Source organism: Geodermatophilus sp. TF02-6, assembly GCF_003319115.1.
In the GTDB taxonomy this organism is placed as follows: Bacteria; Actinomycetota; Actinomycetes; order Mycobacteriales; family Geodermatophilaceae; genus Geodermatophilus.
Genome location: NZ_QOHF01000005.1, coordinates 146,299 through 169,687 on the forward strand (window position 1 = coordinate 146,299; position 23,389 = coordinate 169,687).

21 protein-coding genes are annotated in these 23,389 nt (G+C 74.3%); 14 read left to right on the forward strand and 7 right to left on the reverse strand.

Annotated features, from left to right (window positions below; translation table 11 throughout):
* Positions 1-51 precede the first annotated feature (51 nt).
* Genes grpE through DQ238_RS06725 form a run of 4 tightly spaced genes read left to right on the forward strand, consistent with a single transcriptional unit; the run spans position 52 to position 2,951 of the window.
* Entirely contained in the window at positions 52-726 is a 675-nt protein-coding gene (gene grpE, locus DQ238_RS06710) for a nucleotide exchange factor GrpE (RefSeq protein ID WP_113780523.1), read from the forward strand.
* A gap of 19 nt (positions 727-745) precedes the next feature.
* A complete protein-coding gene (dnaJ, locus tag DQ238_RS06715) occupies positions 746-1,936 on the forward strand; it encodes a molecular chaperone DnaJ (protein WP_113780524.1) in 1,191 nt (396 codons plus the stop codon).
* On the forward strand, positions 1,933-2,391 hold the full coding sequence (locus DQ238_RS06720) for a heat shock protein transcriptional repressor HspR (protein ID WP_113780525.1): 459 nt from the start codon (positions 1,933-1,935) through the stop codon (positions 2,389-2,391). Before dnaJ ends, DQ238_RS06720 begins: the two co-directional genes overlap by 4 nt.
* On the forward strand, positions 2,388-2,951 hold the full coding sequence (locus DQ238_RS06725) for a MarR family winged helix-turn-helix transcriptional regulator (protein ID WP_233495771.1): 564 nt from the start codon (positions 2,388-2,390) through the stop codon (positions 2,949-2,951). The genes DQ238_RS06720 and DQ238_RS06725 overlap by 4 nt, the downstream gene beginning before the upstream one ends.
* 21 nt (positions 2,952-2,972) lie before the next feature.
* On the opposite strand, the gene DQ238_RS06730 is transcribed toward DQ238_RS06725, so the two are convergent.
* The 5 genes from DQ238_RS06730 to aceB form a co-directional block, all read right to left on the reverse strand.
* Complete coding sequence (locus DQ238_RS06730) at positions 2,973-4,754, reverse strand: L-lactate permease (RefSeq protein ID WP_113780526.1); 1,782 nt, start codon at positions 4,752-4,754, stop codon at positions 2,973-2,975.
* A gap of 148 nt (positions 4,755-4,902) precedes the next feature.
* Positions 4,903-6,243, reverse strand: coding sequence for a glycolate oxidase subunit GlcF (gene glcF, locus DQ238_RS06735; protein ID WP_113780527.1), 1,341 nt, complete (start codon positions 6,241-6,243; stop codon positions 4,903-4,905).
* A gap of 25 nt (positions 6,244-6,268) precedes the next feature.
* Complete coding sequence (locus tag DQ238_RS06740) at positions 6,269-7,540, reverse strand: FAD-binding oxidoreductase (protein ID WP_113780528.1); 1,272 nt, start codon at positions 7,538-7,540, stop codon at positions 6,269-6,271.
* The gene (locus DQ238_RS06745; protein WP_199506174.1) at positions 7,540-9,099 is read right to left on the reverse strand and encodes an FAD-linked oxidase C-terminal domain-containing protein; all 1,560 of its coding nucleotides are present in this window, start codon (positions 9,097-9,099) and stop codon (positions 7,540-7,542) included. The genes DQ238_RS06740 and DQ238_RS06745 overlap by 1 nt, the downstream gene beginning before the upstream one ends.
* Before the next feature lie 70 nt (positions 9,100-9,169).
* Positions 9,170-10,780 carry a malate synthase A gene (gene aceB / locus DQ238_RS06750; protein ID WP_113780529.1) on the reverse strand — a complete coding sequence of 537 codons (1,611 nt, stop codon included), beginning with the start codon at positions 10,778-10,780 and terminating at the stop codon, positions 9,170-9,172.
* 188 nt (positions 10,781-10,968) lie between these two features.
* Here aceB and DQ238_RS06755 point away from each other — a divergent pair, with 188 nt between their 5' ends.
* From DQ238_RS06755 to DQ238_RS06765, 3 genes are all read left to right on the forward strand, one after another.
* Complete coding sequence (locus DQ238_RS06755; RefSeq protein ID WP_113780591.1) at positions 10,969-11,745, forward strand: IclR family transcriptional regulator; 777 nt, start codon at positions 10,969-10,971, stop codon at positions 11,743-11,745.
* Positions 11,746-11,834: 89 nt separating this feature from the next.
* Positions 11,835-12,332 carry a MarR family winged helix-turn-helix transcriptional regulator gene (locus DQ238_RS06760; protein WP_113780530.1) on the forward strand — a complete coding sequence of 166 codons (498 nt, stop codon included), beginning with the start codon at positions 11,835-11,837 and terminating at the stop codon, positions 12,330-12,332.
* Positions 12,333-12,370: 38 nt separating this feature from the next.
* Positions 12,371-13,981 (forward strand): MDR family MFS transporter, encoded by a 1,611-nt coding sequence (locus tag DQ238_RS06765; RefSeq protein WP_233495772.1) that lies wholly within the window; start codon positions 12,371-12,373, stop codon positions 13,979-13,981.
* Between the two features lie 176 nt (positions 13,982-14,157).
* Here DQ238_RS06765 and DQ238_RS06770 read toward each other — a convergent pair whose 3' ends face one another.
* Together DQ238_RS06770 and DQ238_RS06775 are read right to left on the reverse strand one after the other, a co-directional pair.
* Positions 14,158-14,598 carry an OsmC family peroxiredoxin gene (locus DQ238_RS06770; protein WP_113780531.1) on the reverse strand — a complete coding sequence of 147 codons (441 nt, stop codon included), beginning with the start codon at positions 14,596-14,598 and terminating at the stop codon, positions 14,158-14,160.
* 66 nt (positions 14,599-14,664) lie between these two features.
* The gene (locus DQ238_RS06775; protein ID WP_113780532.1) at positions 14,665-15,108 is read right to left on the reverse strand and encodes a MarR family winged helix-turn-helix transcriptional regulator; all 444 of its coding nucleotides are present in this window, start codon (positions 15,106-15,108) and stop codon (positions 14,665-14,667) included.
* Between the two features lie 193 nt (positions 15,109-15,301).
* On the opposite strand from DQ238_RS06775, the gene clpB reads away from it, so the two are divergent.
* The 7 genes from clpB (at position 15,302) to DQ238_RS06810 (ending at position 23,304) form a co-directional block, all read left to right on the forward strand.
* Positions 15,302-17,887 (forward strand): ATP-dependent chaperone ClpB, encoded by a 2,586-nt coding sequence (gene clpB, locus DQ238_RS06780; RefSeq protein ID WP_113780533.1) that lies wholly within the window; start codon positions 15,302-15,304, stop codon positions 17,885-17,887.
* Between the two features lie 331 nt (positions 17,888-18,218).
* Positions 18,219-18,851, forward strand: a complete 633-nt coding sequence (locus DQ238_RS06785) for a hypothetical protein (RefSeq protein WP_147263020.1) — start codon at positions 18,219-18,221, stop codon at positions 18,849-18,851.
* Between the two features lie 138 nt (positions 18,852-18,989).
* Complete coding sequence (locus DQ238_RS06790) at positions 18,990-19,676, forward strand: fasciclin domain-containing protein (RefSeq protein WP_113780535.1); 687 nt, start codon at positions 18,990-18,992, stop codon at positions 19,674-19,676.
* Positions 19,673-20,227, forward strand: a complete 555-nt coding sequence (pyrE, locus tag DQ238_RS06795; protein ID WP_199506175.1) for an orotate phosphoribosyltransferase — start codon at positions 19,673-19,675, stop codon at positions 20,225-20,227. The genes DQ238_RS06790 and pyrE overlap by 4 nt, the downstream gene beginning before the upstream one ends.
* A gap of 88 nt (positions 20,228-20,315) precedes the next feature.
* Positions 20,316-21,668, forward strand: coding sequence for an FAD-dependent oxidoreductase (locus DQ238_RS06800; RefSeq protein WP_113780536.1), 1,353 nt, complete (start codon positions 20,316-20,318; stop codon positions 21,666-21,668).
* Positions 21,669-21,847: 179 nt separating this feature from the next.
* Positions 21,848-22,882: a class II fructose-bisphosphate aldolase gene (fbaA, locus tag DQ238_RS06805; protein WP_113780537.1), complete on the forward strand. Its 1,035-nt coding sequence runs from the start codon at positions 21,848-21,850 to the stop codon at positions 22,880-22,882.
* Entirely contained in the window at positions 22,882-23,304 is a 423-nt protein-coding gene (locus tag DQ238_RS06810; protein ID WP_113780538.1) for a DUF3151 domain-containing protein, read from the forward strand. Before fbaA ends, DQ238_RS06810 begins: the two co-directional genes overlap by 1 nt.
* Positions 23,305-23,389: the final 85 nt, after the last annotated feature.

A 23,389-nucleotide genomic window follows, 5' to 3' on the forward strand; every position in this document is an offset into this window, starting at 1 on the left:
CGCCGATCCCGTGACCGGAGCTGGCGGAGGTCACCCTGGCGGAGGTCACCGATGACACAGCCCAGGGAAGAGGAGCCGCGGGTCGTCATCCGCGACAAGCGGCGCATCGACCCGACCAGCGGCACCGTGCGGGTGCCGGCCGGTGAGCAGCCGGCCGGCGCCCGCCCGGGCGCGGACGCAGCAGGGGAGCAGATGAGCGAGCAGGGAACCGCCGTCGGGCAGACGACGACGGTGGACGACGACACGGCCCGTCAACTGGCCGAGCGGACCGAGGACCTCCAGCGGGTCACCGCCGAGTACGCCAACTACCGCCGCCGGGTGGACCGGGACCGTCAGCTGGTCGCCGACCAGGCGGCCGAGCGGTTCGCCGTGCAGCTGTTCCCGATCGTCGACGACATCGAGCGGGCCCGCGACCACGGCGACCTGACCGGCGCCTTCAAGGTGGTCGCCGACCGCGTCCTCGGCCTGCTCGACGGGCTGGACGTGACGGCGTTCGGCACGGCCGGCGACCCGTTCGACCCGGCGCTGCACGAGGCGGTCATGCACGAGACCTCGACCCAGGTCGCCGTCCCGACCGCCACGACCGTGCTGCGGCAGGGCTTCCGCCGCGGCGACCGGGTGCTGCGGACGGCGATGGTCGCGGTCACCGACCCGCAGACCCCCGCCGCCGCGTCCGAGGACACGGTGGCCGAGGGCGACCCGGCGACCGGCCCGGCGTCCGACTGAGCGGGAGAGGGGGCGCCCGATGAGCACCCGGGACTTCATCGAGAAGGACTACTACGCCGCACTGGGTGTCTCCCAGGACGCCGACGCGGCGACGATCAAGAAGGCCTACCGCCAGCTGGCCCGTGATCTGCACCCGGACAAGAACCCGGGCAACACGGAGGCCGAGGCGCGGTTCAAGGAGGTCTCCGAGGCCTACGACGTCCTCTCCGACAGCAAGCGGCGGGCCGAGTACGACGAGGCCCGCCGCCTGTTCGGGGCGGGCGGCGCCGGCGCGCGGGCCGGGTTCCCCGGTGGGTTCCCCGGCGGCAGCGGCGACCAGTCGTTCGACCTCGGCGACCTCTTCGGCACCGCGGGCGGCGGTCGCTCCGGCACCGGCGGGCTCGGCGACCTGTTCGGCGGCCTGTTCGGCGGGGGCGGCTCGGCCCGGGCCCGCAGCCAGGCGGCGTCCGGCCCGGCCCGCGGCCAGGACGTGGAGACCGAGGCGACCCTCTCCTTCGAGGAGGCCGTCCTCGGGGTGACGGTGCCGCTGCGCATGCAGAGCCCGGGCACCTGCCCGACCTGCGCCGGCAGCGGCGCGAAGCCGGGCACGAGCCCGCACACCTGCCCGGTGTGCCAGGGCGCCGGCGTGACCAGCCGCAGCCAGGGCGCGTTCGCCTTCTCCGAGCCGTGCCGCAACTGCCGCGGCACCGGCCAGGTGGTCGACGACCCCTGCCCGACCTGCGGCGGCAACGGCGTCACCAACCAGACCCGCACCATCACCGTGCGGATCCCGGCCGGGGTCAAGGACGGCCAGCGCATCCGGCTGGCGGGCAAGGGCGCGCCCGGGCGGCGCGGCGGGCCGGCCGGCGACCTGTTCGTCGTCGTCCACGTCTCCGAGCACCCGCTGTTCGGCCGCCGGGGCAGCGACCTCACGCTCACCGTGCCGGTCACCTTCCCCGAGGCCACCCTCGGCACCACGCTGACCGTGCCCGCCCTCGACGGCAACGTCACGCTCAAGGTCCCGGCGGGGACGGCCAGCGGCCAGACGCTGCGGGTCCGCGGACGCGGGGTCCCGGGCAAGGGCCGGGCCGGTGACCTGCTGGTCACCGTGGAGGTCGCGGTGCCCAAGCGGCTCTCGCCGGCCGCCGAGGAAGCGGTCAAGGTGCTCGACGCCGAGCTCGGTGACCCGCGGCCGCAGATCACCGCCGCGGTGCAGGGAGGTGCGCGGTGACGGCCCCCGCCGCCGGCGGCCGCACCCGGGAGGACGCCGGCCGCGGCGTCGCCGACGACGCGCCGGTCTTCGTCATCTCCGTCGCCGCCGAACTGGCCGGCATGCACGCCCAGACGCTGCGCCAGTACGACCGGCTGGGGCTGGTCAGCCCGGGCCGCACCCCCGGCGGTGGCCGGCGGTACAGCCCGCGCGACGTCGCGCTGCTGCGCGAGGTGCAGCGGCTGTCCCAGGAGGACGGCGTCAACCTGGCCGGGATCAAGCGGATCATCGACCTGGAGTCGCAGGTCGAGGCGCTGCGGCAGCGGGTGCAGGAGCTGCTCGCCGAGCTGGAGGTCGCCGAGGGCCGGCGGATCGCCGCGGAGTCGGCGCTGCGGGCCGGCTACGGAGGCGACCTGGCGCCGATGCGGCCCGCGACCTCCGCGCTGGTGGTCTGGCGTCCCCGGGACGACCGGTGATCGAGCGGGCGAGCTCACCGGTGGCCGCGGCACCGCCCGGTCGCGGTGGCGACGAGCGCCGGCGAGCAGGTGCCCTGGCCGACCCGCGCGCCGCGTTCGTCCGGGTGGAGCGCGAGATCGGCCTGCTGCTGCGGCGCTCCCGGGCGATCTCGGCCCGGCTCTCCCGGGAGCTGCACCCCGACCTCGACGGCGCGGCCTACGGGCTGCTCGCCCTGCTGGAGGACGCCGGCCCGCTGCGGGCCAGCGACCTGGTGGCCCGGCTCGGGCTGGACAAGAGCACGGTGAGCCGCCAGGTCGCCTCGCTGGTCGACCTGGGCCTGGTCACCCGGGAGGCCGACCCGGCCGACGGGCGCGCGCAGGTGCTGCGCACCTCCGCGGACGGAGCGGCGCGGCTCGCCCGCATCCGGGAGGCCCGCCGAGCCCGCTGGGAGACCGACCTGGCCGACTGGCCCGCCGAGGACGTCGCCACGCTCGGCCAGCTGCTGGGCCGGCTCAACCGGCTGGGCGAGGCCCGCGAGGCCGAGGCCGCCGACCGCCGCGAGGCCGCCGGCGGCCGCTGAAGCCCCCGGGACGGCGGGGCCTCAGGGGCCGGGGACCATCCAGCCCAGCACCGGCGTGGCCTGCAGCACCACGATCAGGCACATGGCCAGCAGGAGCAGCATGCTCCAGCCGAACACCTTGCGGAACAGCTCCCCCTCCCGGCCGGCCATGCCGACGGCGGAGGCCGCGATGGCCAGGTTCTGCGGGCTGACCATCTTGCCCATGACCCCGCCGGAGGAGTTGGCCGCAGCCAGCAGCACCGGGTCGAGGCCGGCGCCGACCGCGGTCTGCACCTGCAGCGCGCCGAACAGCGCGTTGGCCGAGGTGTCCGACCCGGTCACCGCCACCCCGATCCAGCCGAGGATCGGTGAGAGGAACGCGAAGAAGGCGCCGGTCCCGGCCAGCGCCCGGCCGAGGTGGCCGGTCATCCCCGACTGGTTGAGCACGTAGGCCAGCGCCAGCACCGCCATGACGGTGACGATGGCCCACTTCAGCTCCCGGTAGGTGTCGACGTAGGCCCGCAGCGCCCGCCCGGGGGAGATCCGCAGCACCAGCATGGTGAGGATGCCGGCGAGGATCATCAGGGTGCCGGCCGCGGGCAGCCAGTTGACGGTGAAGGTCGTCGACGCCAGCTCGGTGTTCGACCCGGCCGCGAACACGTCCAGCCCCGGCCACGGGAAGGTGAACGTCCACGGCTGCTCGGCCAGCGCCGCCTTGACCGGGCCCAGGTTGGCCAGCGCGAAGATCACGATGACGATCCCGTACGGGGCGTAGGCCTTGACCACCTCGTCCCGGCTGTCGGGCACCGCCGGGGTGGCGTCGGCGCCGGTGCGCGGGGCGTGCGGGTCGCGCGGGCCCTGCCGCCCCGGGGCGTCGCCGAGCTCCTCGCCGGCGGTGACCCCGGCTCCGCCGGCCGCCGTCCGGGTCGTGGCACCGTGCCCGCCGGACCCCGCCGCGGCGGTCCCGGCGGTCGCGGTCACCGGCTGGTACGCGGCCGGGCGCACCCGGACGACGGCGACGACCGCAGCCGCGGCCACCAGCGAGGCGATGATGTCGGTCAGCGGCACCGAGATGTAGTTGGCGGCGACGAACTGGGCGAGGCCGAAGGAGACGCCGGCCACGACCGCCTCCAGCCACGTGTCCTTGAGCCCGCGCCGGCCGTCGACGACCAGCACCAGCACCAGCGGCACGAACGCGGCGACGATCGGCGTCTGCCGCCCGGCCATGGCGCCCAGGGTGTCGACGGTGAGCCGCGCGTCGTCGCTCACACCGGAGGTCACCGTGGCCAGCGTGACGATCGGCGTGGCCAGCGCCCCGAACGCGACCGGCGCCGTGTTCGCGATCAGCGCCACCGCCGCGGCCTTGATCGGTGCGAAGCCCAGCGCCATCAGCATGACGACGCTGATCGCGACCGGCGTCCCGAAGCCGGCCAGCGCCTCGAGCAGGGCGCCGAAGCAGAAGGCGATGATGATCGCCTGGATCCGCTGGTCGGGGCTGACCTTCTCGAACGAGCGCCGCAGGACGTCGAAGTGGCCGGTGGCGACCGTGAGGTTGTAGACCCAGATCGCGTTGATGACGATCCACAGGATCGGGAAGAACCCGAAGGCCGCCCCCTCCGACGCCGAGAGCAGGGCCTGGCCCACCGGCATCCGGAACGCCGCGACGGCGAGGACCAGCGCGACGGCGAGGGAGATCAACCCGGCCAGCCAGGCCTTGACCCTCAGCGCGCCGAGCAGCAGGAACAGCGCGAGCAGCGGGATCGCCGCCACCAGCGCGCTCAGTGCGAGTGACCCGCCGACCGGGTCGACGACCTGCTCGAACACGGTGCTCCTCCTGGTGACGAGCTGGAACGGCCCCCGTGCAGGGAGAAGGACCCCCTCCTCCCCACCCCTCGCTCCGCTCGGAGGGGGACCCGGGAGGGGGCCTGGCTGCCGAGCCTGCGAGCAGTGGGGGCAGGAGGGTCCTTCCTCCTCAGGGAACGCCGAGCGCCGAGGGCGGCAGCCCCCGGATGGAGGCGTCGAGGACCTCGACGGTGTGCGCCATCCCGATGCGGGCGCCCCGGCGCTGCAGGGACGCGGCGACCTGCATGAGGCAGCCGGGGTTCGCCGTCACCAGCAGGGACGCCCCGGTGGCCGCGATGTTGGCCGCTTTGCGGTCGCCCAGCTCGCGGGCCGGCTCGGGGTTGAGCACGTTCCAGATGCCGGCCGAGCCGCAGCAGATGGCCGACTCGGCGATCTCCCGCAGCTCGAGGCCGGGGATCTCCCGCAGCAGCGCCCGGGGCTGGGCGCGCACGCCCTGGGCGTGGGCCAGGTGGCAGGCGTCGTGGTAGGCCACGCTCACCTCGAGCGGGTGACGGGGGGCGACCGAGCCGAGCTCGGCGAGGATCTCGGAGACGTCGCGCACCCGCGCCGCGAACGCCTCGACGCGCTGGGCGTAGGCGGGGTCGTCGGCCAGCAGCAGCGCGTACTCCTTCATGCTCGACCCGCAGCCGGCGGCGTTGACCACCACGGCGTCCACGCCGGCGGCCTCGAAGGCGTCGACGGTCCGCCGGGCGAACCGCTTCGCCTCCTCGTCCCGGCCGTTGTGCACCGACAGCGCGCCGCAGCAGCCCTGGGCCTGCGGCACGATGACGTCGCAGCCCTCGGCCGCCAGCACGCGCACGGTGGCGGCGTTGACACCGGGGAAGAACTCGCCCTGCACGCAGCCGGTGAGCAGCCCGACGACGGCCCGCCGCCGGCCGACCGCGGGGGTGCGGGCCGGGATGGGTTCGCGCTTGTCCGGCGGCGGCGGCGCCAGGCTCGCCATCATGGCCAGCTTGGGCGCGAACCGCTCGAGCAGGCCGGTGCGGCGCACCAGCGCCGGCATGCCGGTGCGCTGGTAGGCCCGCAGCGCCCGCAGCCGCCGCTTGTGCGGGAACAGCGCGAAGATCGCCGTCCGCAGCGCCCGGTCCTTGGGCGTGCGGGTGTGGTTGCGCTCGACCTGTGCCCGGGTGGCCTCGATCAGCTTGTCGTACTGCACCCCCGACGGGCAGGCGGTCACGCAGGCCATGCAGCCCAGGCACGCGTCGAAGTGCTGCACCATCGAATCGGTCATCGGCTCGCCCTCGAGCCCGGACTTCATGAGGTAGATCCGGCCGCGGGGGGAGTCCATCTCCTCGCCCCACAGGGTGTAGGTGGGGCAGGTGGTCAGGCAGAAGCCGCAGTGCACGCAGTCGCTGACCAGCTCGGCCGAGGGCGGGTGGTGCGCGTCGAAGGCGCCGGGCGCGGGCACGCCCAGCGGCACGGGTCCGCTGCGCTCGGGCGTCGTCGTCATCAGATCCCTCCTCCGAACCGGCTGTTCACAGCCCGCCCACGAACCGCCCGGGCGCGAGCCGGCGCTCCGGGTCGAACCGCTCCTTCACCCGGCGCATCAGGTCCAGCGCGGGGACCGGCCCCCAGGTGTCCACCGCCGCCTCCACCTGCGGTGGGGCGTCGAGGACGACCAGCGCCCCGCCGGCCCGGGTGCACACCGCGCGCAGCCGCTCGACCACCGCGGCGACGGCGGCGGCGTCGGCGTCCGCGGGGAGCGCGCCGTACAGCACGCCGGCGCCACCGGACCCGCGCAGGTCGATCGCCGTCCCGGCGTCGGCCGCCGCCGACCGGGCGGTGGCGAGCACCCGGGCCAGGCCGGAGAGGGCGAACGTGGCCTTGAGCGCGGTCGGGCGCCCCGGTCCGTCGGCCCACGGGTACCGGGCCCAGCCGGCCGGCGGGTCGGGGCTCGCGGCGGCGTCGGGGCCGAGCAGCTGCCGGGTCGTCGCCGTCCGCCCCTCGACGCCGGCCTCGATCCCCTCCAGCAGCACCGACACCGAGCCGGGGCCGCCGGCGGGCCAGTCGACCTCGACCGCGGACGGGACGACCTGCGCCTGCACCACCTGCTGGACCAGCCGCTGGGCCTCCTCCGGCCGGTCGAACGGCGCGGTGACGACCCGGCGGGCCGCCGGCAGCGGGTGCAGCCGGAACACCGCCTCGGTGACGACGGCGAGCGTGCCGAACGAGCCGATGACCAGCTTGCCCAGGTCGTAGCCGGCCACGTTCTTCACCACCCGGCCGCCGGCCCTGGCCACGACGCCGTCGGCGCGGACGACGGTGACGCCGATGAGCAGGTCGCGGGCGGTGCCGACACCGACCCGCGACGGGCCGCTGGCGTTGGTGGCCAGCGTGCCGCCCACGGTGGCGCCCTCGACGGTCCCGTCGAGGGCGAGGCGCTGCCCGGCTGCGGCGACCGTGCGCTGCACGTCGGCCAGCGGCGTCCCGGCCTGGGCCTCGACGATCAGGTCGCCGGCGGCGTGGTCGAGGACGGCGGCCAGCCGGGACAGGTCGACGACCAGGTCGGCCCGCTCCGGCGGCCGGCCCCAGGTGAGCTTGGTGCCCCGACCGCGGGGGACGACGGCCAGGCCGTGCGCGGCCGCGGCCCGCAGCACCTCGGCGACCTCGGGCGTGGACGCCGGCCGGGCGACGAGGGCGGGCTGCACGCCGTCGACGGCGTCGGCCTCGGTGGCGTCGGCGACGTCCCCGCAGGCCGAGGTCAGCGCGCTGCGGGCGGCTCCCAGGTCGGTGCCGAGGGCGGTCATCAGAACGCCTCCGCCTTGCCGGCCGCGACCAGCGGGTGCGGCGCGCCCCTCTTCTTGCCGGGTACCTCCCCGCACAGCCGCGGGGTGGGGAAGACCTTGCCGGGGTTGGCGATTCCGTCGGGGTCGAAGGCGCAGCGGACCAGCTGCATGGTGTCCAGGTCCTCGTCGCTGAACATCTTGGGCATGTAGGCGGCCTTGTCGATGCCGACGCCGTGCTCGCCGGTGATCGACCCGCCGGAGCCGATGCACAGGTCGAGGATGGCGCCGCTGACCTCCTCGGCGGCCTTGCCCGCGCCCTCGACCGCGTCGTCGAAGAGGACCAGCGGGTGCAGGTTGCCGTCGCCGGCGTGGAACACGTTGGCCACGCGGACGCCGGAGGAGGCCGACAGCTCGGCGATCGCGCGCAGCACCCCGGGCAGCGCGGTCCGCGGGATGACGCCGTCCTGGACGATGTAGTCCGGGCTGATCCGGCCCACCGCGGCGAAGGCGGACTTGCGGCCCTTCCAGATCAGCGCCCGCTCGGTGGCGTCGGTGGCCACCCGCAGGGCGAAGGCGCCGTGCTCGCGGCAGGTCCGCTCCACCTGGGCGAACTCGTGCTCGACCTCGACCGCGGGGCCGTCGAGCTCGACGACGAGCACCGCCCCGGCGCCGGCCGGGTAGTCGCAGTGGGTGGCGGCCTCGGCGGCCTCGATGGCGAGGGCGTCCATCATCTCGATCGCCGCCGGCACGATCCCGGCGCCGATGATCGCCGAGGTGGCCGCGCCGGCGTCGTCGGTGGAGGCGAAGCCGGCCAGCAGCGTGCGCACCTCCTGGGGGAGGCGGGTCAGCTTCACGACCGCCCGCGTCGCGATGCCCAGGGTGCCCTCCGAGCCGACGACCGCGCCGAGCAGGTCGTAGCCGGGGGCGTCCGGGGCGAGCCCGCCGAGCTGCACCACTTCCCCCTGGGGTGTCACGAACTCGGCGCCGAGGACGTGGTTGGTGGTGAAGCCGTACTTCAGGCAGTGCGCGCCGCCGGAGTTCTCGGCCAGGTTGCCGCCGATCGAGCAGATCTGCTGGCTGCTCGGGTCCGGTGCGTAGTAGTAGCCCGTCGGGGTGGCCGCGTGCGTGACGTCGAGGTTGAGGACGCCGGGGTCGACGACGGCGCGCTGGTCGGCCGGGCGGATCTCGTGGATGGTGCGCATCCGCGAGGTCACCACCAGGACGCCGTCGGCCCGGGGGAGGGCGCCGCCGGACAGGCCGGTGCCCGACCCCCGGGCGACGAACGGCACGCCGTGCTCGGCGCAGGCGCGGACGACGGCCGCCAGCTGTTCGGTGGTCTGCGGCAGCACCACAAGGGCGGGGGTGACGCGGTAGTGGGCCAGCCCGTCGCACTCGTAGGTGCGCAGCTCGATCCGGTCGCTGACGACCGCGTTCGCGGGCAGCACCGCCCGGACCGCCCGGGTCACCGCGGCCATCGCCTCGGGGTTGCCGCCCGCCTCGCCGGTGGCGCCGGTCTCCTCCGGGGACACGGGACCGAGCACCGGCCCCGCCGTCGTCTCCGTTCCGTGCGTGCCGCCCATGGCTCAGGCCTCCGGTCAGCCGACGCCGTCGTCGGTCAGGGCATCCGCTCGCAGGCGGACAGGTTCGGGATCAGGGCATCCGCTCGTAGGCGGGCAGGGTCAGGAAGTCCGGGTACTCGTCGGCCAGCGCCATCTCCAGGAACAGCGCGCGGGCGTCGTCCCAGCGGCCGGAGGAGAACGCGTCGCCCAGGGCGTCGGCGATCGCCTCCACCTCCTCGTCGACGATCCGCTCCACCAGCTCCCGGGTGACCGTCTCGCCGTCGGCGAGCCGGACGCCGTTGTGCAGCCACTGCCACACCTGGCTGCGGGAGATCTCCGCGGTGGCGGCGTCCTCCATGAGGTTGTTGATGCCGACCGCGCCCGACCCGCGCAGCCACGACTCCAGGTACTGGATGCCGACGCTGACGTTGCTGCGCAGCCCCGCCTCGGTGACCTCGCCGGGGGTGGAGCTCACGTCGAGCAGCTGCGCAGGCGTCACGTGCACGTCCTCGCGCTTCTTGTCGATCTGGTTCGGCCGGTCGCCGAGGACGGCGGTGAACGCCTCCTTGCACACCTCCACCATGCCCGGGTGGGCCACCCAGGAGCCGTCGAAGCCGTCGGCCGCCTCCCGCTCCTTGTCGGCGCGGACGCGGGCGAAGGCCTGCTCGTTGACCTCGGGGTCCTTCGACGGGATGAACGCCGCCATGCCGCCGATGGCGTGCGCGCCGCGCTTGTGGCAGGTGCGCACCAGCAGCTCGGTGTAGGCGCGCATGAACGGCACGGTCATCGTCACCGAGTTGCGGTCGGGCAGGAGGAACTCCTCGCCGCGGGTCCGGAAGCTCTTGATGACGCTGAACATGTAGTCCCAGCGGCCGGCGTTGAGGCCCGAGGAGTGCTCGCGCAGCTCGTGGAGGATCTCCTCCATCTCGAACGCCGCGGGGTAGGTCTCGATGAGCACCGTCGCGCGGATGGTGCCGCGGGGGATGCCCAGGTGGTCCTGTGCCAGGTTGAACGCGTCGTTCCAGAGCCGCGCCTCGAGGTGGCTCTCCATCTTGGGCAGGTAGAAGTAGGGGCCGCGGCCCTTGTCGATCTGCTTCTGCCCGCAGTTGGCCAGGTAGAGGGCGAAGTCGACCAGGCTGCCGGAGGTCTGCTCGCCGTCGACGGTGACGTGCTTCTCCGGCAGGTGCCAGCCCCGCGGGCGGACGACGATCGTCGGCAGCTCCTCGTCGGGGGCGAGGGTGTAGCTCTTGCCCTCCGGGGAGGTGAAGTCGATGGTGCGGTCGAGGGCGTCCTTGAGGTTGAGCTGGCCGCCGATGACGTTGTCCCACAGCGGGGTGTTGGCGTCCTCGTGGTCGGCCAGCCACACCTTGGCGCCGGAGTTGAGGGCGTTGATCGTCATCTTGCGGTCGGTCGGGCCGGTGATCTCCACGCGGCGGTCGACCAGGCCGGGGGCGGGGTCGGCGACCTGCCAGGAGTCGTCGTCCCGGATGCCCGCCGTCTCGGGGAGGAAGCCGAGGGTGCCGCCGTCGGCGAGCGCGCGCACCCGCTCCCGGCGGGCGGCGAGCAGCTCCAGCCGGCGCCCGTTCAGCTCGCGGTGGAGGAGGGCGACGAGCTCGAGCGCCTGCGGTGTGAGGACCTCGTCGTACCGGTCTCCCCTCGGGCCGGTGACCTCGAGGCCGTCCACGCCCGCGCTGCTGCTCATGGTTCTCCCTGGAGGTCATCGCGCCGGACGCCGGCCGGCGCGGTAGGGTCGTTCCACTTCGTGGAAAACCGGGTCTGCTTCTCGGAAAACAGCCGTTCTGGACGTTAGTGGCCCGGATCACCCGGGGTCAAGGAGGGTGGCGGGCGGGGAGGACGCGGCACGTCGGGCGTCCGGGTGTGGAGGCGGCGATGGCAGCAGAGCGCTCGTCGGACGGTGTGCAGTCGCTGGAGCGGGCCTTCCTGCTGCTCGAGCTCATGGCCGACGCCGGGGGGGAGGTCGCGATCAGTCGGCTCGCCGCCGACAGCGGTCTGCCGGTCTCCACGATCCACCGGCTGCTGCGCACGCTCGGAACCCGCGGTTACGTGCGCCAGCTGCCGTCGCGCCGCTACGTCCTGGGTCCGCGGCTGGTCCACCTGGGCGAGTGCTCGTCGCGGTCGCTGGCCACCTGGGCCCAGCCGCACCTGTCCTGGCTGGTCGACGCGATCGGGGAGACGGCGAACCTGGCCATGCTCGACGGCGACCGGGTCGTCTACGTCGCCCAGGTGCCCTCCCGGCACTCGATGCGGATGTTCACCGAGGTGGGACGGCGGGTGCACCTGCACTGCACCGGCGTGGGCAAGGTGCTGCTCGCCCAGCTGGCCGCCGCCGGTGCCCGCACGCTGCTCGCGCGGGCGGGCATGCCGGTGCGCACGGAACGCACGGTGACCGACCCCGACGAGCTGCTCGCGCAGCTGCCGGGGATCGTCGAGCAGGGCTACGCGGTCGACGACGGCGAGCAGGAGGCCGGCGTCCGCTGCGTCGCCGTCCCGGTGCCCGGCGGCTCCTCGGCCGGCGCCATCTCGGTGTCGGGCCCGGCCGGCCGGCTGGGCATGGACGCGGTGCCCCGGGTGGTACCGCTGCTGCAGTCGGCGGCCGCCGCGCTGGCCGCGGAGCTGCGCGAGGGCGGCGTGCGGTCGTCCGGATGACCCGACCCCCCAGCGGTGAGTTGCCTTCTGCAACCAAATAGATGTATGGTTGGTGTCTGCAAGCAACCCCCTGCGTCGAGGACGACGTCGTGCCCATCACCCCCACCACCATCGACCGGCTCGGCTCCGGTGTGGCCGCCCTGCTGCGCACCGGCCGCCACCTGGGCTCCCGCGTGGCGACCGAGCTCTACGGTGACCTGCCCTCCTCGGGCTGGGCGCTGCTCGTGTCGCTGGAGCGCGACGGCGAGCAGCGGTGCAGCGCACTGGCCGTGCAGGCGGGGGTGGACGTCTCCGTCGTCAGCCGGCAGGTCGCGACGCTGGAGAGGGGCGGCTACGTCGAGCGGCGGCCCGATCCCGAGGACGGCCGGGCCAGCCTGATCGGGCTGAGCCCGGCCGGGGTGAAGGCCATGGCCGCGACCCGGGCCGTCCGCGCCAGCTGGGCCGCCTCGGCGCTGGCCGGCTGGGACGACGAGGACGGCCGGCGGCTGTCCGAGCTGCTCGAGCGGCTGATCGCCGACCTCGAGGCGGCCGGGCGGCCCGCCGCCGCGCCCCCACCCCGCCGCCCCGCGGACGCCGCGCCGCGCTGAGGCCCCTCGACCCGACTCCCTCGAGATCAGGAGAACCCGTGAGCAGCAGTACCCTCGGTCGGCCCGCCGGGCCGGCGGCCGCCCCCGCCGGGGAGACCGGGCCACCGGCCGAGCAGCAGGGCCGGATGACCCACCGGCAGGTCCTCGAGGCGCTGTCGGGGATGTTGCTGGCGATGTTCGTGGCGTTCCTGTCCTCGACGGTCGTCTCCAACGCCCTGCCCACGATCATCACCGAGCTGCGCGGCACCCAGGGCCAGTACACCTGGGTGGTCACCGCGACGCTGCTGGCCTCGACCGCCTCCACGCCGATCTGGGGCAAGCTCGCCGACCTGTTCAGCAAGAAGCTGCTCCTGCAGATCTCGATCGTCGTCTTCATCGCGGGCTCGATGCTGGCCGGCCTGGCGCAGTCGGTGGACACGCTCATCGCCTGGCGGGCGCTGCAGGGCCTCGGCCTCGGTGGCGTCCAGGCCCTGGTGCAGATCGCCATGGCCGCGATGATCAGCCCCCGCGAGCGCGGCCGGTACTCCGGCCTCATCGGTGCGGTGATCGCGGTGGCCACCGTCGGCGGCCCGCTCATCGGCGGGCTCCTGGTCGACACCAGCTGGCTGGGCTGGCGATCGGTGTTCTACGTCGGTGTCCCCTTCGCCGCCGTGGCGCTGGTCCTGCTGCAGCGCACCCTGCACCTGCCGGTCACCCGGCGCGACGTCCGCATCGACTACCTGGGCGCGGCCTTCCTCACCGCCGGCGTCTCGGCGCTGCTCATCTGGGTCACCCTGGCCGGCGGCACCTTCCCGTGGTGGTCGGTGGAGACGGCGCTGTTCCTCGCCGGCGGGCTGCTGGCCATCGCCGCCTTCGTGGTCACCGAGCTGCGCGCCGCCGAGCCGATCGTGCCGCTGCGGCTGTTCCGCGACCGGACGACGACGCTGGCCATCATGGCCAGCGTGGCCATCGGCGTGGCGATGTTCGGCTCGTCGGTGTTCCTCGGGCAGTACCTGCAGATCTCCCGCGGCTACTCGCCCACGGCGGCCGGTCTGCTCACCGTCCCGATGGTCGGCGGACTGCTGCTGTCCTCGACCGTCTCCGGCATCCTCATCACCCGCACCGGCAGGTGGAAGCGCTACCTGGTCGCCGGGTCGCTGCTCGTGGTCGTCGGCTTCGGCCTGCTGGCCACCATCGACCACGAGACCGACATGGTCGTGCTCGGGGTGTTCCTGTTCGTGCTCGGTGTCGGCATCGGCATGACCATGCAGAACCTGGTGCTGGCCGTGCAGAACACCGTCGCCGCCCGGGACCTCGGCGCGGCCAGCTCGGCGGTCGCCTTCTTCCGCAGCCTGGGCGGCACGATCGGCGTCTCGGTCCTCGGCGCGGTGCTCTCCACCCGCGTCGGTGACCTGATCGCGCAGGGCCTGGCCAGCACGCCCGGCGCCGCGGCGGCCGCCCAGGGCTCCGGCTCGGTGGGACTGGCCGACCTGGCCGACGCCCCGCCGGCGGTCCGGACGCTGATCCAGGTCTCCTACGGCGACGCGACCGGCCGGATCTTCCTCGTCTCCGCCATCGTGGCGGTGGTCGCGGTGGCCGCCATCGGGTTCATCCGTGAGGTGGCGCTGCGGACCGAGAGCGGCGACGAGCGGCTGCGCGCCGGTCGCTGAGCCCGCAGACGCCCACGGCGGCCCATCCCGACGGGGACGGGCCGCCGTTGTCAGGCCTCCTCAGGCCCTGGCGGCCCCCTCGAGAATCCCGCCGCGAGCCTCGATCGGCCCTCCTGCAGGAGCCCGCCGCGAGCTTGCGAGTGGCGGGGGGCAGGAGGGTCCTTCTACTTCTACTTCTACTTCTCCAGGGCGGCGTCCAGACTGATGTCGTCGACGCCGGCCAGCGCCCGGCTGACCGGGCAGCCGACCTTGGCCGCCTGGGCGGCCTTCTCGAACCCCGCGGCGTCGAGGCCGTCGACCTCACCGCGGACGGTGAGCTCGATCTTCGTGATCGTCGGCGCGCCGTCCTTCTGGCCGAGCGTGACGTCGGCCGAGATCTCCAGCGCCTGGGGGGTGCCTCCGGCCTTGGCGATCTCGTTGGACAGGGCCATCGCGAAGCACGACGAGTGGGCGGCCGCGATGAGCTCCTCCGGGCTGGTCGTCCCGTTGGCCTCCTCGGCCGTGCGCTTGGGGAACGAGACCTCGTAGGTGCCGACCTTCGAGCTGGACAGCTCGACCTGGCCGGACCCCTCCTGCAAGGTGCCGTTCCAGGCGGTGCGGGCGGTACGGGTGGGCATGGGTCCTCCTCCTCGGACGGGGCGTCGCTCTCGGCTACCCCGATCGGTCGTGCACGACCATCCTGATCAACGGCGGCTGACCCGCTCGGCGACCAGGTTGAGCTTGGCCTTGAGGTCGGCGAACTCCTCGCGGTCCAGGTCGAGGGCGCAGATGATCTCCGCGGAGATCGCGTCGGCCCTGTCCTGCAGCGCCCGCCCGGCGTCGGTCAGGGCGATGGAGACAGAGCGCTCGTCCTCCACCCGGCGGTGCCGGGTGACCAGGCCGGCGGTGGTGAGCCGCTTGAGCAACGGGGAGAGCGTGCCACTGTCGAGCGCGAGGCGGGCGCCGAGCTGGCCGACGGTCTGGTTGTCGGCCTCCCACAGCAGCATCATCACCAGGTACTGCGGATAGGTGAGGCCGATCGCGTCGAGCAGGGGGCGGTAGCGCGCCGTCAGCGCCCGTGAGGCGGCGTAGAGCGCGAAGCACAGCTGGTCCTCGAGGACCGCGCTCGGTGCGGGCAGACCGGTCATCTTCCGAAGTCTAGGGGGCCGGTCCAGCCGGACCGGATCCTTCCGTCCGGGGGTCTCCCGGTGCAGGACGGGTCCTGCACCAGGTGAACGCGCGAGGTTGAGCGGAACAGACTCAACCCTGACCGCGTTGGACCCCTCGACAACCCCGGCCGGGTCTCCCGGCCCCTCCCGGAGAGGACTCCCCGCAGAGACCATGCAGAGCAAGCTGACCACCCGTTCGCAGGAGGCGATCGCGGCCGCCCAGCGGCTGGCGGTCGACCGCGGCCAGGCCGCGCTGGAGCCCCTGCACCTGCTCGCCGCGCTGCTCGAGCAGACCGACGGCATCGCCGGACCGCTGCTGAAGGCGGTCGGCGCGGACGTCGCCGACGTCCGCGCCAAGACCGACGCCGCGCTGCGGCGGATGCCCAGCGTGAGCGGTACGACCGTGCCTGCGCCGTCGCCGTCGCGCGAGCTGCTCCGAGTGCTCAACGCCGCGGGTGAGCAGGCCAGCGCGCTGGGCGACGAGTACGTCTCCACCGAGCACCTGCTGGTCGGCCTGGCCGACTCCGCGGGCGAGGCCGGCGCGGTGCTGAAGAGCTCGGGCGCCACCCGCGACGCGCTCCTGGCCGCCTTCCGCACCGTGCGCGGCAACCGCAAGGTCACCACGCCCGACCCCGAGAACACCTTCCAGGCCCTGGAGAAGTACGCCGTCGACCTCACCGAGCGGGCCCGCGAGGGCAAGATCGACCCGGTCGTCGGCCGCGACACCGAGATCCGCCGCGTCGTACAGGTGCTCTCCCGCCGCACCAAGAACAACCCGGTGCTGATCGGCGAGCCCGGCGTCGGCAAGACCGCGATCGTCGAGGGCCTGGCCCAGCGGATCGTCGCCGGGGACGTCCCGGAGAGCCTCAAGGGCAAGCGGCTCATGGCGCTCGACCTGGCCAGCATGGTCGCCGGCGCCAAGTACCGCGGCGAGTTCGAAGAGCGGCTCAAGGCGGTGCTGCAGGAGATCGCCGAGTCCGAGGGGCAGGTCGTCACCTTCATCGACGAGCTGCACACCATCGTCGGCGCCGGTGCGACCGGTGACTCGGCCATGGACGCCGGCAACATGATCAAGCCCATGCTGGCCCGCGGCGAGCTGCGCATGGTCGGCGCGACCACCCTCGACGAGTACCGCGAGCACATCGAGAAGGACCCCGCGCTCGAGCGCCGCTTCCAGCAGGTCTTCGTCGGCGAGCCCTCGGTGGAGGACACCATCGGCATCCTGCGCGGCTTGAAGGAGCGCTACGAGGTGCACCACGGCGTCCGGATCACCGACGCCGCGATCGTCGCCGCCGCCACCCTGTCCGACCGCTACGTCACCGCCCGCTTCCTGCCGGACAAGGCGATCGACCTGGTCGACGAGGCCGCCAGCCGGCTGCGCATGGAGATCGACAGCCGGCCGGTCGAGGTCGACGAGGTCGAGCGCGCCGTCCGCCGGCTGGAGATCGAGGAGATGGCGCTGGCCAAGGAGGACGACCCGTCGTCGGTCGAGCGGCTGGCCGCGCTGCGCGCCGACCTGGCCGACCGGCGGCAGCAGCTCGACGAGCTGACCGCCCGCTGGCAGCAGGACAAGGGCGCGATCGTCCGCATCCAGCAGATCAAGGAGGAGCTGGAGCGGGCCCGCACCGACGCCGAGCGCGCCGAGCGGGACGGCGACCTCGCACACGTGGCCGAGCTGCGCTACGGGCGCATCCCGCAGCTGGACAAGGCGCTGACCGAGGCCGAGGCGTCGGTGGAGACCGGCGACTCCATGCTCAAGGAGGAGGTCGGCCCCGACGACATCGCCGAGGTCGTGCAGGCCTGGACCGGCATCCCCGCCGGCCGGCTGCTCGAGGGCGAGACGCAGAAGCTGCTGCGGATGGAGGACGAGCTCGGCAAGCGGGTCGTCGGCCAGCCCGACGCCGTCCGTGCCGTCTCCGACGCCGTCCGGCGGGCGCGCTCCGGCGTGGCCGACCCCGACCGGCCCACCGGGTCGTTCCTGTTCCTCGGCCCGACCGGCGTCGGCAAGACCGAGCTGGCCAAGGCGCTGGCGGAGTTCCTGTTCGACGACGAGCGGGCGATGGTCCGCATCGACATGAGCGAGTACTCCGAGAAGCACTCGGTGGCCCGGCTGGTGGGTGCGCCCCCCGGCTACGTGGGCTACGAGGCCGGCGGCCAGCTGACCGAGGCGGTGCGGCGGCGTCCGTACACCGTCGTCCTGCTGGACGAGGTGGAGAAGGCCCACCCGGACGTCTTCGACGTGCTGCTGCAGGTGCTCGACGACGGCCGGCTCACCGACGGCCAGGGCCGCACGGTCGACTTCCGCAACACCATCCTGATCCTGACGTCGAACCTCGGCTCGTACCTGATCGCCGACCAGTCGGTCCCGGAGGAGCGGCGCCGCGAGGCGGTGCTCGAGGTGGTCCGGCAGCACTTCAAGCCGGAGTTCCTCAACCGGCTCGACGACGTCGTGGTGTTCCGCGCCCTGGGCAGCGAGGAGCTGGCCGGCATCGTCGACATCCAGGTCGGCGTGCTCGCCCGCCGGCTGGCCGCCCGCCGGCTCACCCTGCGGGTCACCGACGCCGCGCGCGAGTGGCTGGCGCTCAACGGGTTCGACCCGGTCTACGGCGCCCGCCCGCTGCGCCGGCTGGTGCAGTCGGCGATCGGCGACCAGCTGGCCAAGGCGCTGCTGGCCGGCGACATCCGGGACGGCGACGAGGTCGTCGTCGACGCCCCGGACGACCTCGCCGTCGAGGGGCTGACCGTCCGCCGCGGCTGACGAAGGACCTCCCTGCCCCCCACCGCTCGCAGGCTCGCGGCGGGCCCCTGCAGGGAGGCCGCCCGTCCTCTCCAACCCTTCCCAGGCTCAGGGCGGGGCCCGGGACGGGGCCGCGGCGGCACTCTGTAGGGGGGCCCGCCGCCGGGCCCGCCGTCCCACCCGGGGCGGCGGGCCCTCGCCGTGTCCCGCCGCGGGTGGTCGCAGTGGGCCCGGAGGGTCCCTGGAGGCCGATGTTGTGACTTGGTCTCGATCGACCTGCGACCCTGGCCCGGGGCCGGGACGGTGGGTGATCATCGCCGCAGACACCATGGGACCGACCAGGGAGCACGCGATGACATCAGGGCAGGGCGGCCACGACCCGCAGCAGGGGTGGCAGCAGCCACCGCTCCCACAGCAGCAGGGCTGGCAGGCGCCGCCCGCGCAGGAGGGCTGGCAGGCGCCGCCCGCGCAGCCGCCCTACGGCTACGGCTACGGGCCGGCTCCGTCGGCGCCCGGGTACGCGCCGCCCGCGCCGCCGCGGCCGGACGCGGTCCGCTTCGGCGTCGGCGCGTTCGTGGCCAACCTGGTCCTCGGCCTGGTGGGGTCGGTGGTCACGTTCAGCAGCATCGACGGCCTCATCGACGCCGAGCTCGCCCAGTCCGGGGTCACCGTGTCGCAGGACGCGATCCGGGCGGTGCTCATCGTCAGCGCGGTCATCGGGCTGTTCTTCGTCGCCCTGGAGGCGCTGTTCATCTGGTTCGCCTGGAACGGCCGCAACTGGGCACGGATCGTCCTGTTCGTGCTCGGCGCCTTCACCATCCTCGGCGGGCTGTCCGCGCTGACGCAGCCGAGCACCGGCTTCATGACCGCCCTCTCGGTGTGCCAGATGCTGCTGGTGATCGTCGGCATCGTGCTGCTGACCCGGCCGCCGTCGAACGAGTGGTACCGGATCATGGGACAGCGGCGGGCGGCCGGGCTGCGCTGACGGCCGACCCGGCTCCCGCGGGCCGTCGTCCTCCCGGACGGCGGCCCGCGGCGTCGTCCGGGCGTGGCGCCCACCCCGGCCGGGCCGGGGTGGGGATGATGGCGCCCGCCCAGGACGGACGGAGGAGCCCCACCCCTCGTGACGCGCCGCCGCACCACTCTGGCCGTCGCCGTCGCCCTGGTGCTCCCGCTGGGCGCCTGCGGCTCTGCCGGGCCCTCCCCGGAGGCCGCCGCCGCGCTCAGCACCTCGGCCGCCCCGGCCGGGCCGTTCGGCGCCGGCTGCTCCGCGCTGCCGCTCGCCGGGACGGACGGCCGGCTCGGGGCGCCCGACACCCCGCTGGTCACCGCGGCCGCCGGCATCCCGGTCCTGTCCCGGTTCACGGCTGCCGTGCGCGCGGCCACGCTCGTCGACTCGCTCAACGTCACCGAGGACGTCACCGTGCTCGTCCCGGCCGACCCGGCGTTCGAGGCGGTGCCCGCCGACACGCTCGACCCGGTGCTGGCCGACATGCCCCGGCTGACCGCCCTGCTCACCCACCACGTGATCCCCGGCCGGCTGACCCCCGCCGAGCTGGCCGGGACGCATCCCACGCTGAACGGGGACCAGGTCACCGTGGACGGCTCGGACGAGGGCTCCACCATCACCGCCGACCAGACCCTCGTCGGGACGACCGACGCGGCGGTGGCCTGCGGCGGCCTGCGGACGGCGAACGCGACCGTCTACGTCCTCGACCAGGTGCTCGCCCCGCCGTCCCCCTCGAGCCCTTCGCAGGCTCAGCGGACGCCGAGGAGGGGGGCGCCGGCGTCAGTAGGGTCGGCGTCATGACGGCTCCCGCCATCCTGCCCGACCGCGACCGGCTGCTGGAGCTCGTTCTCGACCTGGCCGTCGTCCAGGGCCGGGTCACGCTCTCCTCGGGGCGGGAGGCCGACTGGTACATCGACCTGCGCCGGCTGACCCTGCACCACGAGGGCGCTCCGCTGGTCGGCCGGGTGATGCGGCAGCTGACCGGCGACCTGCGCTACGACGTCGTCGGCGGGCTCACCCTCGGCGCCGACCCGGTGGCGACGGCGATGCTGCACGCGGCGGCCGCCGGGGAGGGGTTCCTCGACGCCTGCGTCGTCCGCAAGGCCGGCAAGGCACACGGCCTGCAGCGGCGGATCGAGGGGCCGGACGTCGCCGGGCGCAGCGTGCTCGTGGTGGAGGACGTCTCCACCACCGGCTCCAGCCCGCTGACCGCCGTCGAGGCGCTGCGGGAGGCCGGTGCCGAGCCGATCGCCGTGGCCGTGGTCGTCGACCGCGGCGGGCGGGCCGCGGTCGAGGAGGCGGGGCTGGAGTACCGCGCCGCCTTCACCCTCGCCGACCTCGGCCTGGAGTGACCCCGCGCTCCCGGGCGGTGAGCGCACGCACCCGTCGCGGGCGTGCTGGATCAGCGTGCCGCCGGGCCCGAGGTGACACGCTGACCCCATGAGCGCAGAGCGGTTGGTCGTCGTCGGCGGCGACGCCGCGGGCATGTCCGCGGCGGCCCAGGCCCGCCGGCTGCGCGGTGCCTCCGACCTGGCGATCACCGTCCTCGAGCAGGGCCCCGAGGTCTCCTACTCGGCCTGCGGCATCCCCTACTGGGTCGGGGACGTCGTGGGCGACCGCGACCGGCTCATCGCCCGCACCCCGCGCGAGTTCGCCGCCCAGGACGTCGACGTCCGCACCGCCACGCGCGCCGAGGAGGTCGACCTCGACGCCGGCACCGTGCGGACCAGCACCGGTGAGACGTTCGGCTACGACCGGCTGGTGATCGCCACCGGCGGCCGGCCGATGCGCCCGCCGGTGCCCGGGCTCGACGCGCAGGGCGTGCACGGGGTGCACCGGCTGGCCGACGGCGCCGACATCCGCGCCGCGGTCGCCGCCGGCGCCCGGAGGGCGGTCGTCCTGGGTGGCGGGTACATCGGCCTGGAGATGGCCGACGTCCTGCACGCCCGCGGACTGGCCGTGACGATCGTGCTCGCCGACCCGCTGCCGATGACCCAGCTCGACGCCGACATGGGTGAGCGGATCTGCAAGGCGATCGGCGACCTGGGCATCGACGTCCAGCCCGACCAGCCGGTCCGGGAGGTCGAGGCCGACGCCGACGGGGTGGTGCGGGCCGTCCGCACCGACGCCGGCAGCTACGAGTGCGACCTCGTCGTCCTCGGGCTGGGGATGGGCCCGGAGGTCGCGCTCGCCCGCGCCGCCGGGCTGCGGATCGGCGAGACCGGCGCCGTCGAGGTCGACCGCACCCAGCGCAGCCGCTCGCACCCGGAGGTGTACGCCGCCGGCGACTGCTCGCAGACGTACCACCGGCTCACCGGCGAGGCGGTGCACGTCGCCCTCGGCACGCACGCCACCAAGCAGGGCCGGGTCGCCGGCTCGGTCATCGGCGGGCGGGCGGCCCGCTTCGCCGGGGTGCTGGGCACCGCGCTGACCAAGGTCGGCGGCCTGGAGATCGGCCGGACCGGCCTGTGCGCGAGCCAGGCCGCGGCGGCCGGCCACGACGTCCGCACCGAGACGATCGAGGGGACGACGCGCGCCGGCTACTACCCGGGCGCCGAGCCGATGACGGTCAAGCTGGTCAGCGACCGGGGCTCCGGCCAGCTGCTGGGCGGCCAGATCGTCGGTGGACCCGGCGCCGGCAAGCGGATCGACGTCCTGGCCACCGCCATCTGGGCCGGGCTGACCGCCGAGGAGTTCGCCGGCTCCGACCTCTCCTACGCGCCGCCGTTCTCCCCGGTCCACGACCCCGTGGCCGTCGCCGCCCGCGTCGCCAGCCGGGTCGAGCAGGGCTGAGCGCCGACCGGTCCGATCGGCCGGTGGGTGTCGCGGCACACGGCCTCGGCGGGATACTGGCCGCCGAGCAAGCGCCGTCCCCGACGCAGTGTCCGTGCAGCGACGCAGTGTCCGTACAAGCAAGACGCAGTGTCCGTACAAGCAAGACGCAGTGTCCGTGCCAGCAAGGAGCGCCCCGCATGCCCATCGCGACCCCTGAGGTCTACGCCGACATGATCAGCCGGGCCAAGGAGGGCGGTTACGCCTACCCGGCGATCAACTGCACCTCCTCGGAGACGGTCAACGCCGCCCTGCGCGGCTTCGCCGACGCCGGCAGCGACGGCATCATCCAGTTCTCCACCGGTGGCGCGGAGTTCGCCTCGGGAACCAAGGTCAAGGACATGGTCACCGGCGCGGTCGCCCTGGCCGAGTTCGTCCACGTCGTCGCCGAGAGGTACCCGGTCACCGTCGCCCTGCACACCGACCACTGCCCCAAAGACAAGCTGGACTCCTACGTCCGCCCGCTGATCGCGATCTCCAAGGACCGCGTGGACGCCGGTCAGGAGCCGCTGTTCCAGTCGCACATGTGGGACGGCTCGGCCGTGGAGCTCACCGAGAACCTGCAGATCGCCGAGGAACTGCTCGAGAAGTGCGCCGCCGCGAAGCTGGTGCTCGAGGTGGAGATCGGCGTCGTCGGCGGCGAGGAGGACGGCGTCGCCGCCGAGATCAACGAGAAGCTCTACACCGCCGACGGCGACTTCCTGCGCACCGCGCAGACGCTGGGCCTGGGGGAGCGGGGGGTGTACCTGCTCGCCGCGACGTTCGGCAACGTGCACGGCGTCTACAAGCCCGGCAACGTCAAGCTCCGCCCCGACGTGCTCGAGCGCGGCCAGGCCATCGTGGCCAAGGAGTTCAACCTGGGGGACGGCGCCAAGCCGTTCAACCTGGTCTTCCACGGCGGCTCGGGCTCGCTGCTGGAGGAGATCCGCGAGGCCATCTCCTACGGCGTGGTGAAGATGAACATCGACACCGACACCCAGTACGCCTTCACCCGGCCGATCGCCGATCACGTGTTCAAGAACTACGACGGCGTCCTGAAGGTCGACGGCGAGGTCGGCAACAAGAAGACCTACGACCCGCGCACCTACATGAAGTTGGCGGAGACCGGCATGGCCGCGCGCATCGTCCAGGCGTGCGAGGACCTGCTGTCGGCCGGCCAGTCGCAGGGCGCCTGATGGGGCATCCGCACGCCAACCTCCTGGGTGAGCCGCCGTCGACGCTGCTGCCGCCCACCCCGGAGGCCGACGCGGAGCTCGCGCAGGGCATCCCGGCGGCCGAGGTCGCGGCACGCCACCCGACGGTGAGCGCGGCGTGGGCGGAGCTGGCCGAGCAGGCGCTCGACCGGCCGGACCGTGGGCTGACCGACACCATCGCGGCCTACGCCTACGCCCGCACCGGTTACCACCGCGGCCTGGACGCGCTGCGACGCAACGGCTGGAAGGGCCACGGCCCGGTGCCGTGGTCGCACGCGCCCAACCGCGGGTTCCTGCGCTGCGTGACGGCCCTGGCCCGGGCCGCCGAGGCCATCGGCGAGACCGACGAGCAGGAGCGCTGCACCCAGCTCCTGCGTGACTGCGACCCCTCGCTGGCCGCCTGACGCGCAGCACCGAGCGGGGATGGGAGTGTGGGGCTCAGCGCAGGTCGGGGGACGGCACGTGGCCGCGGTGTCGTCCGGTAGGACG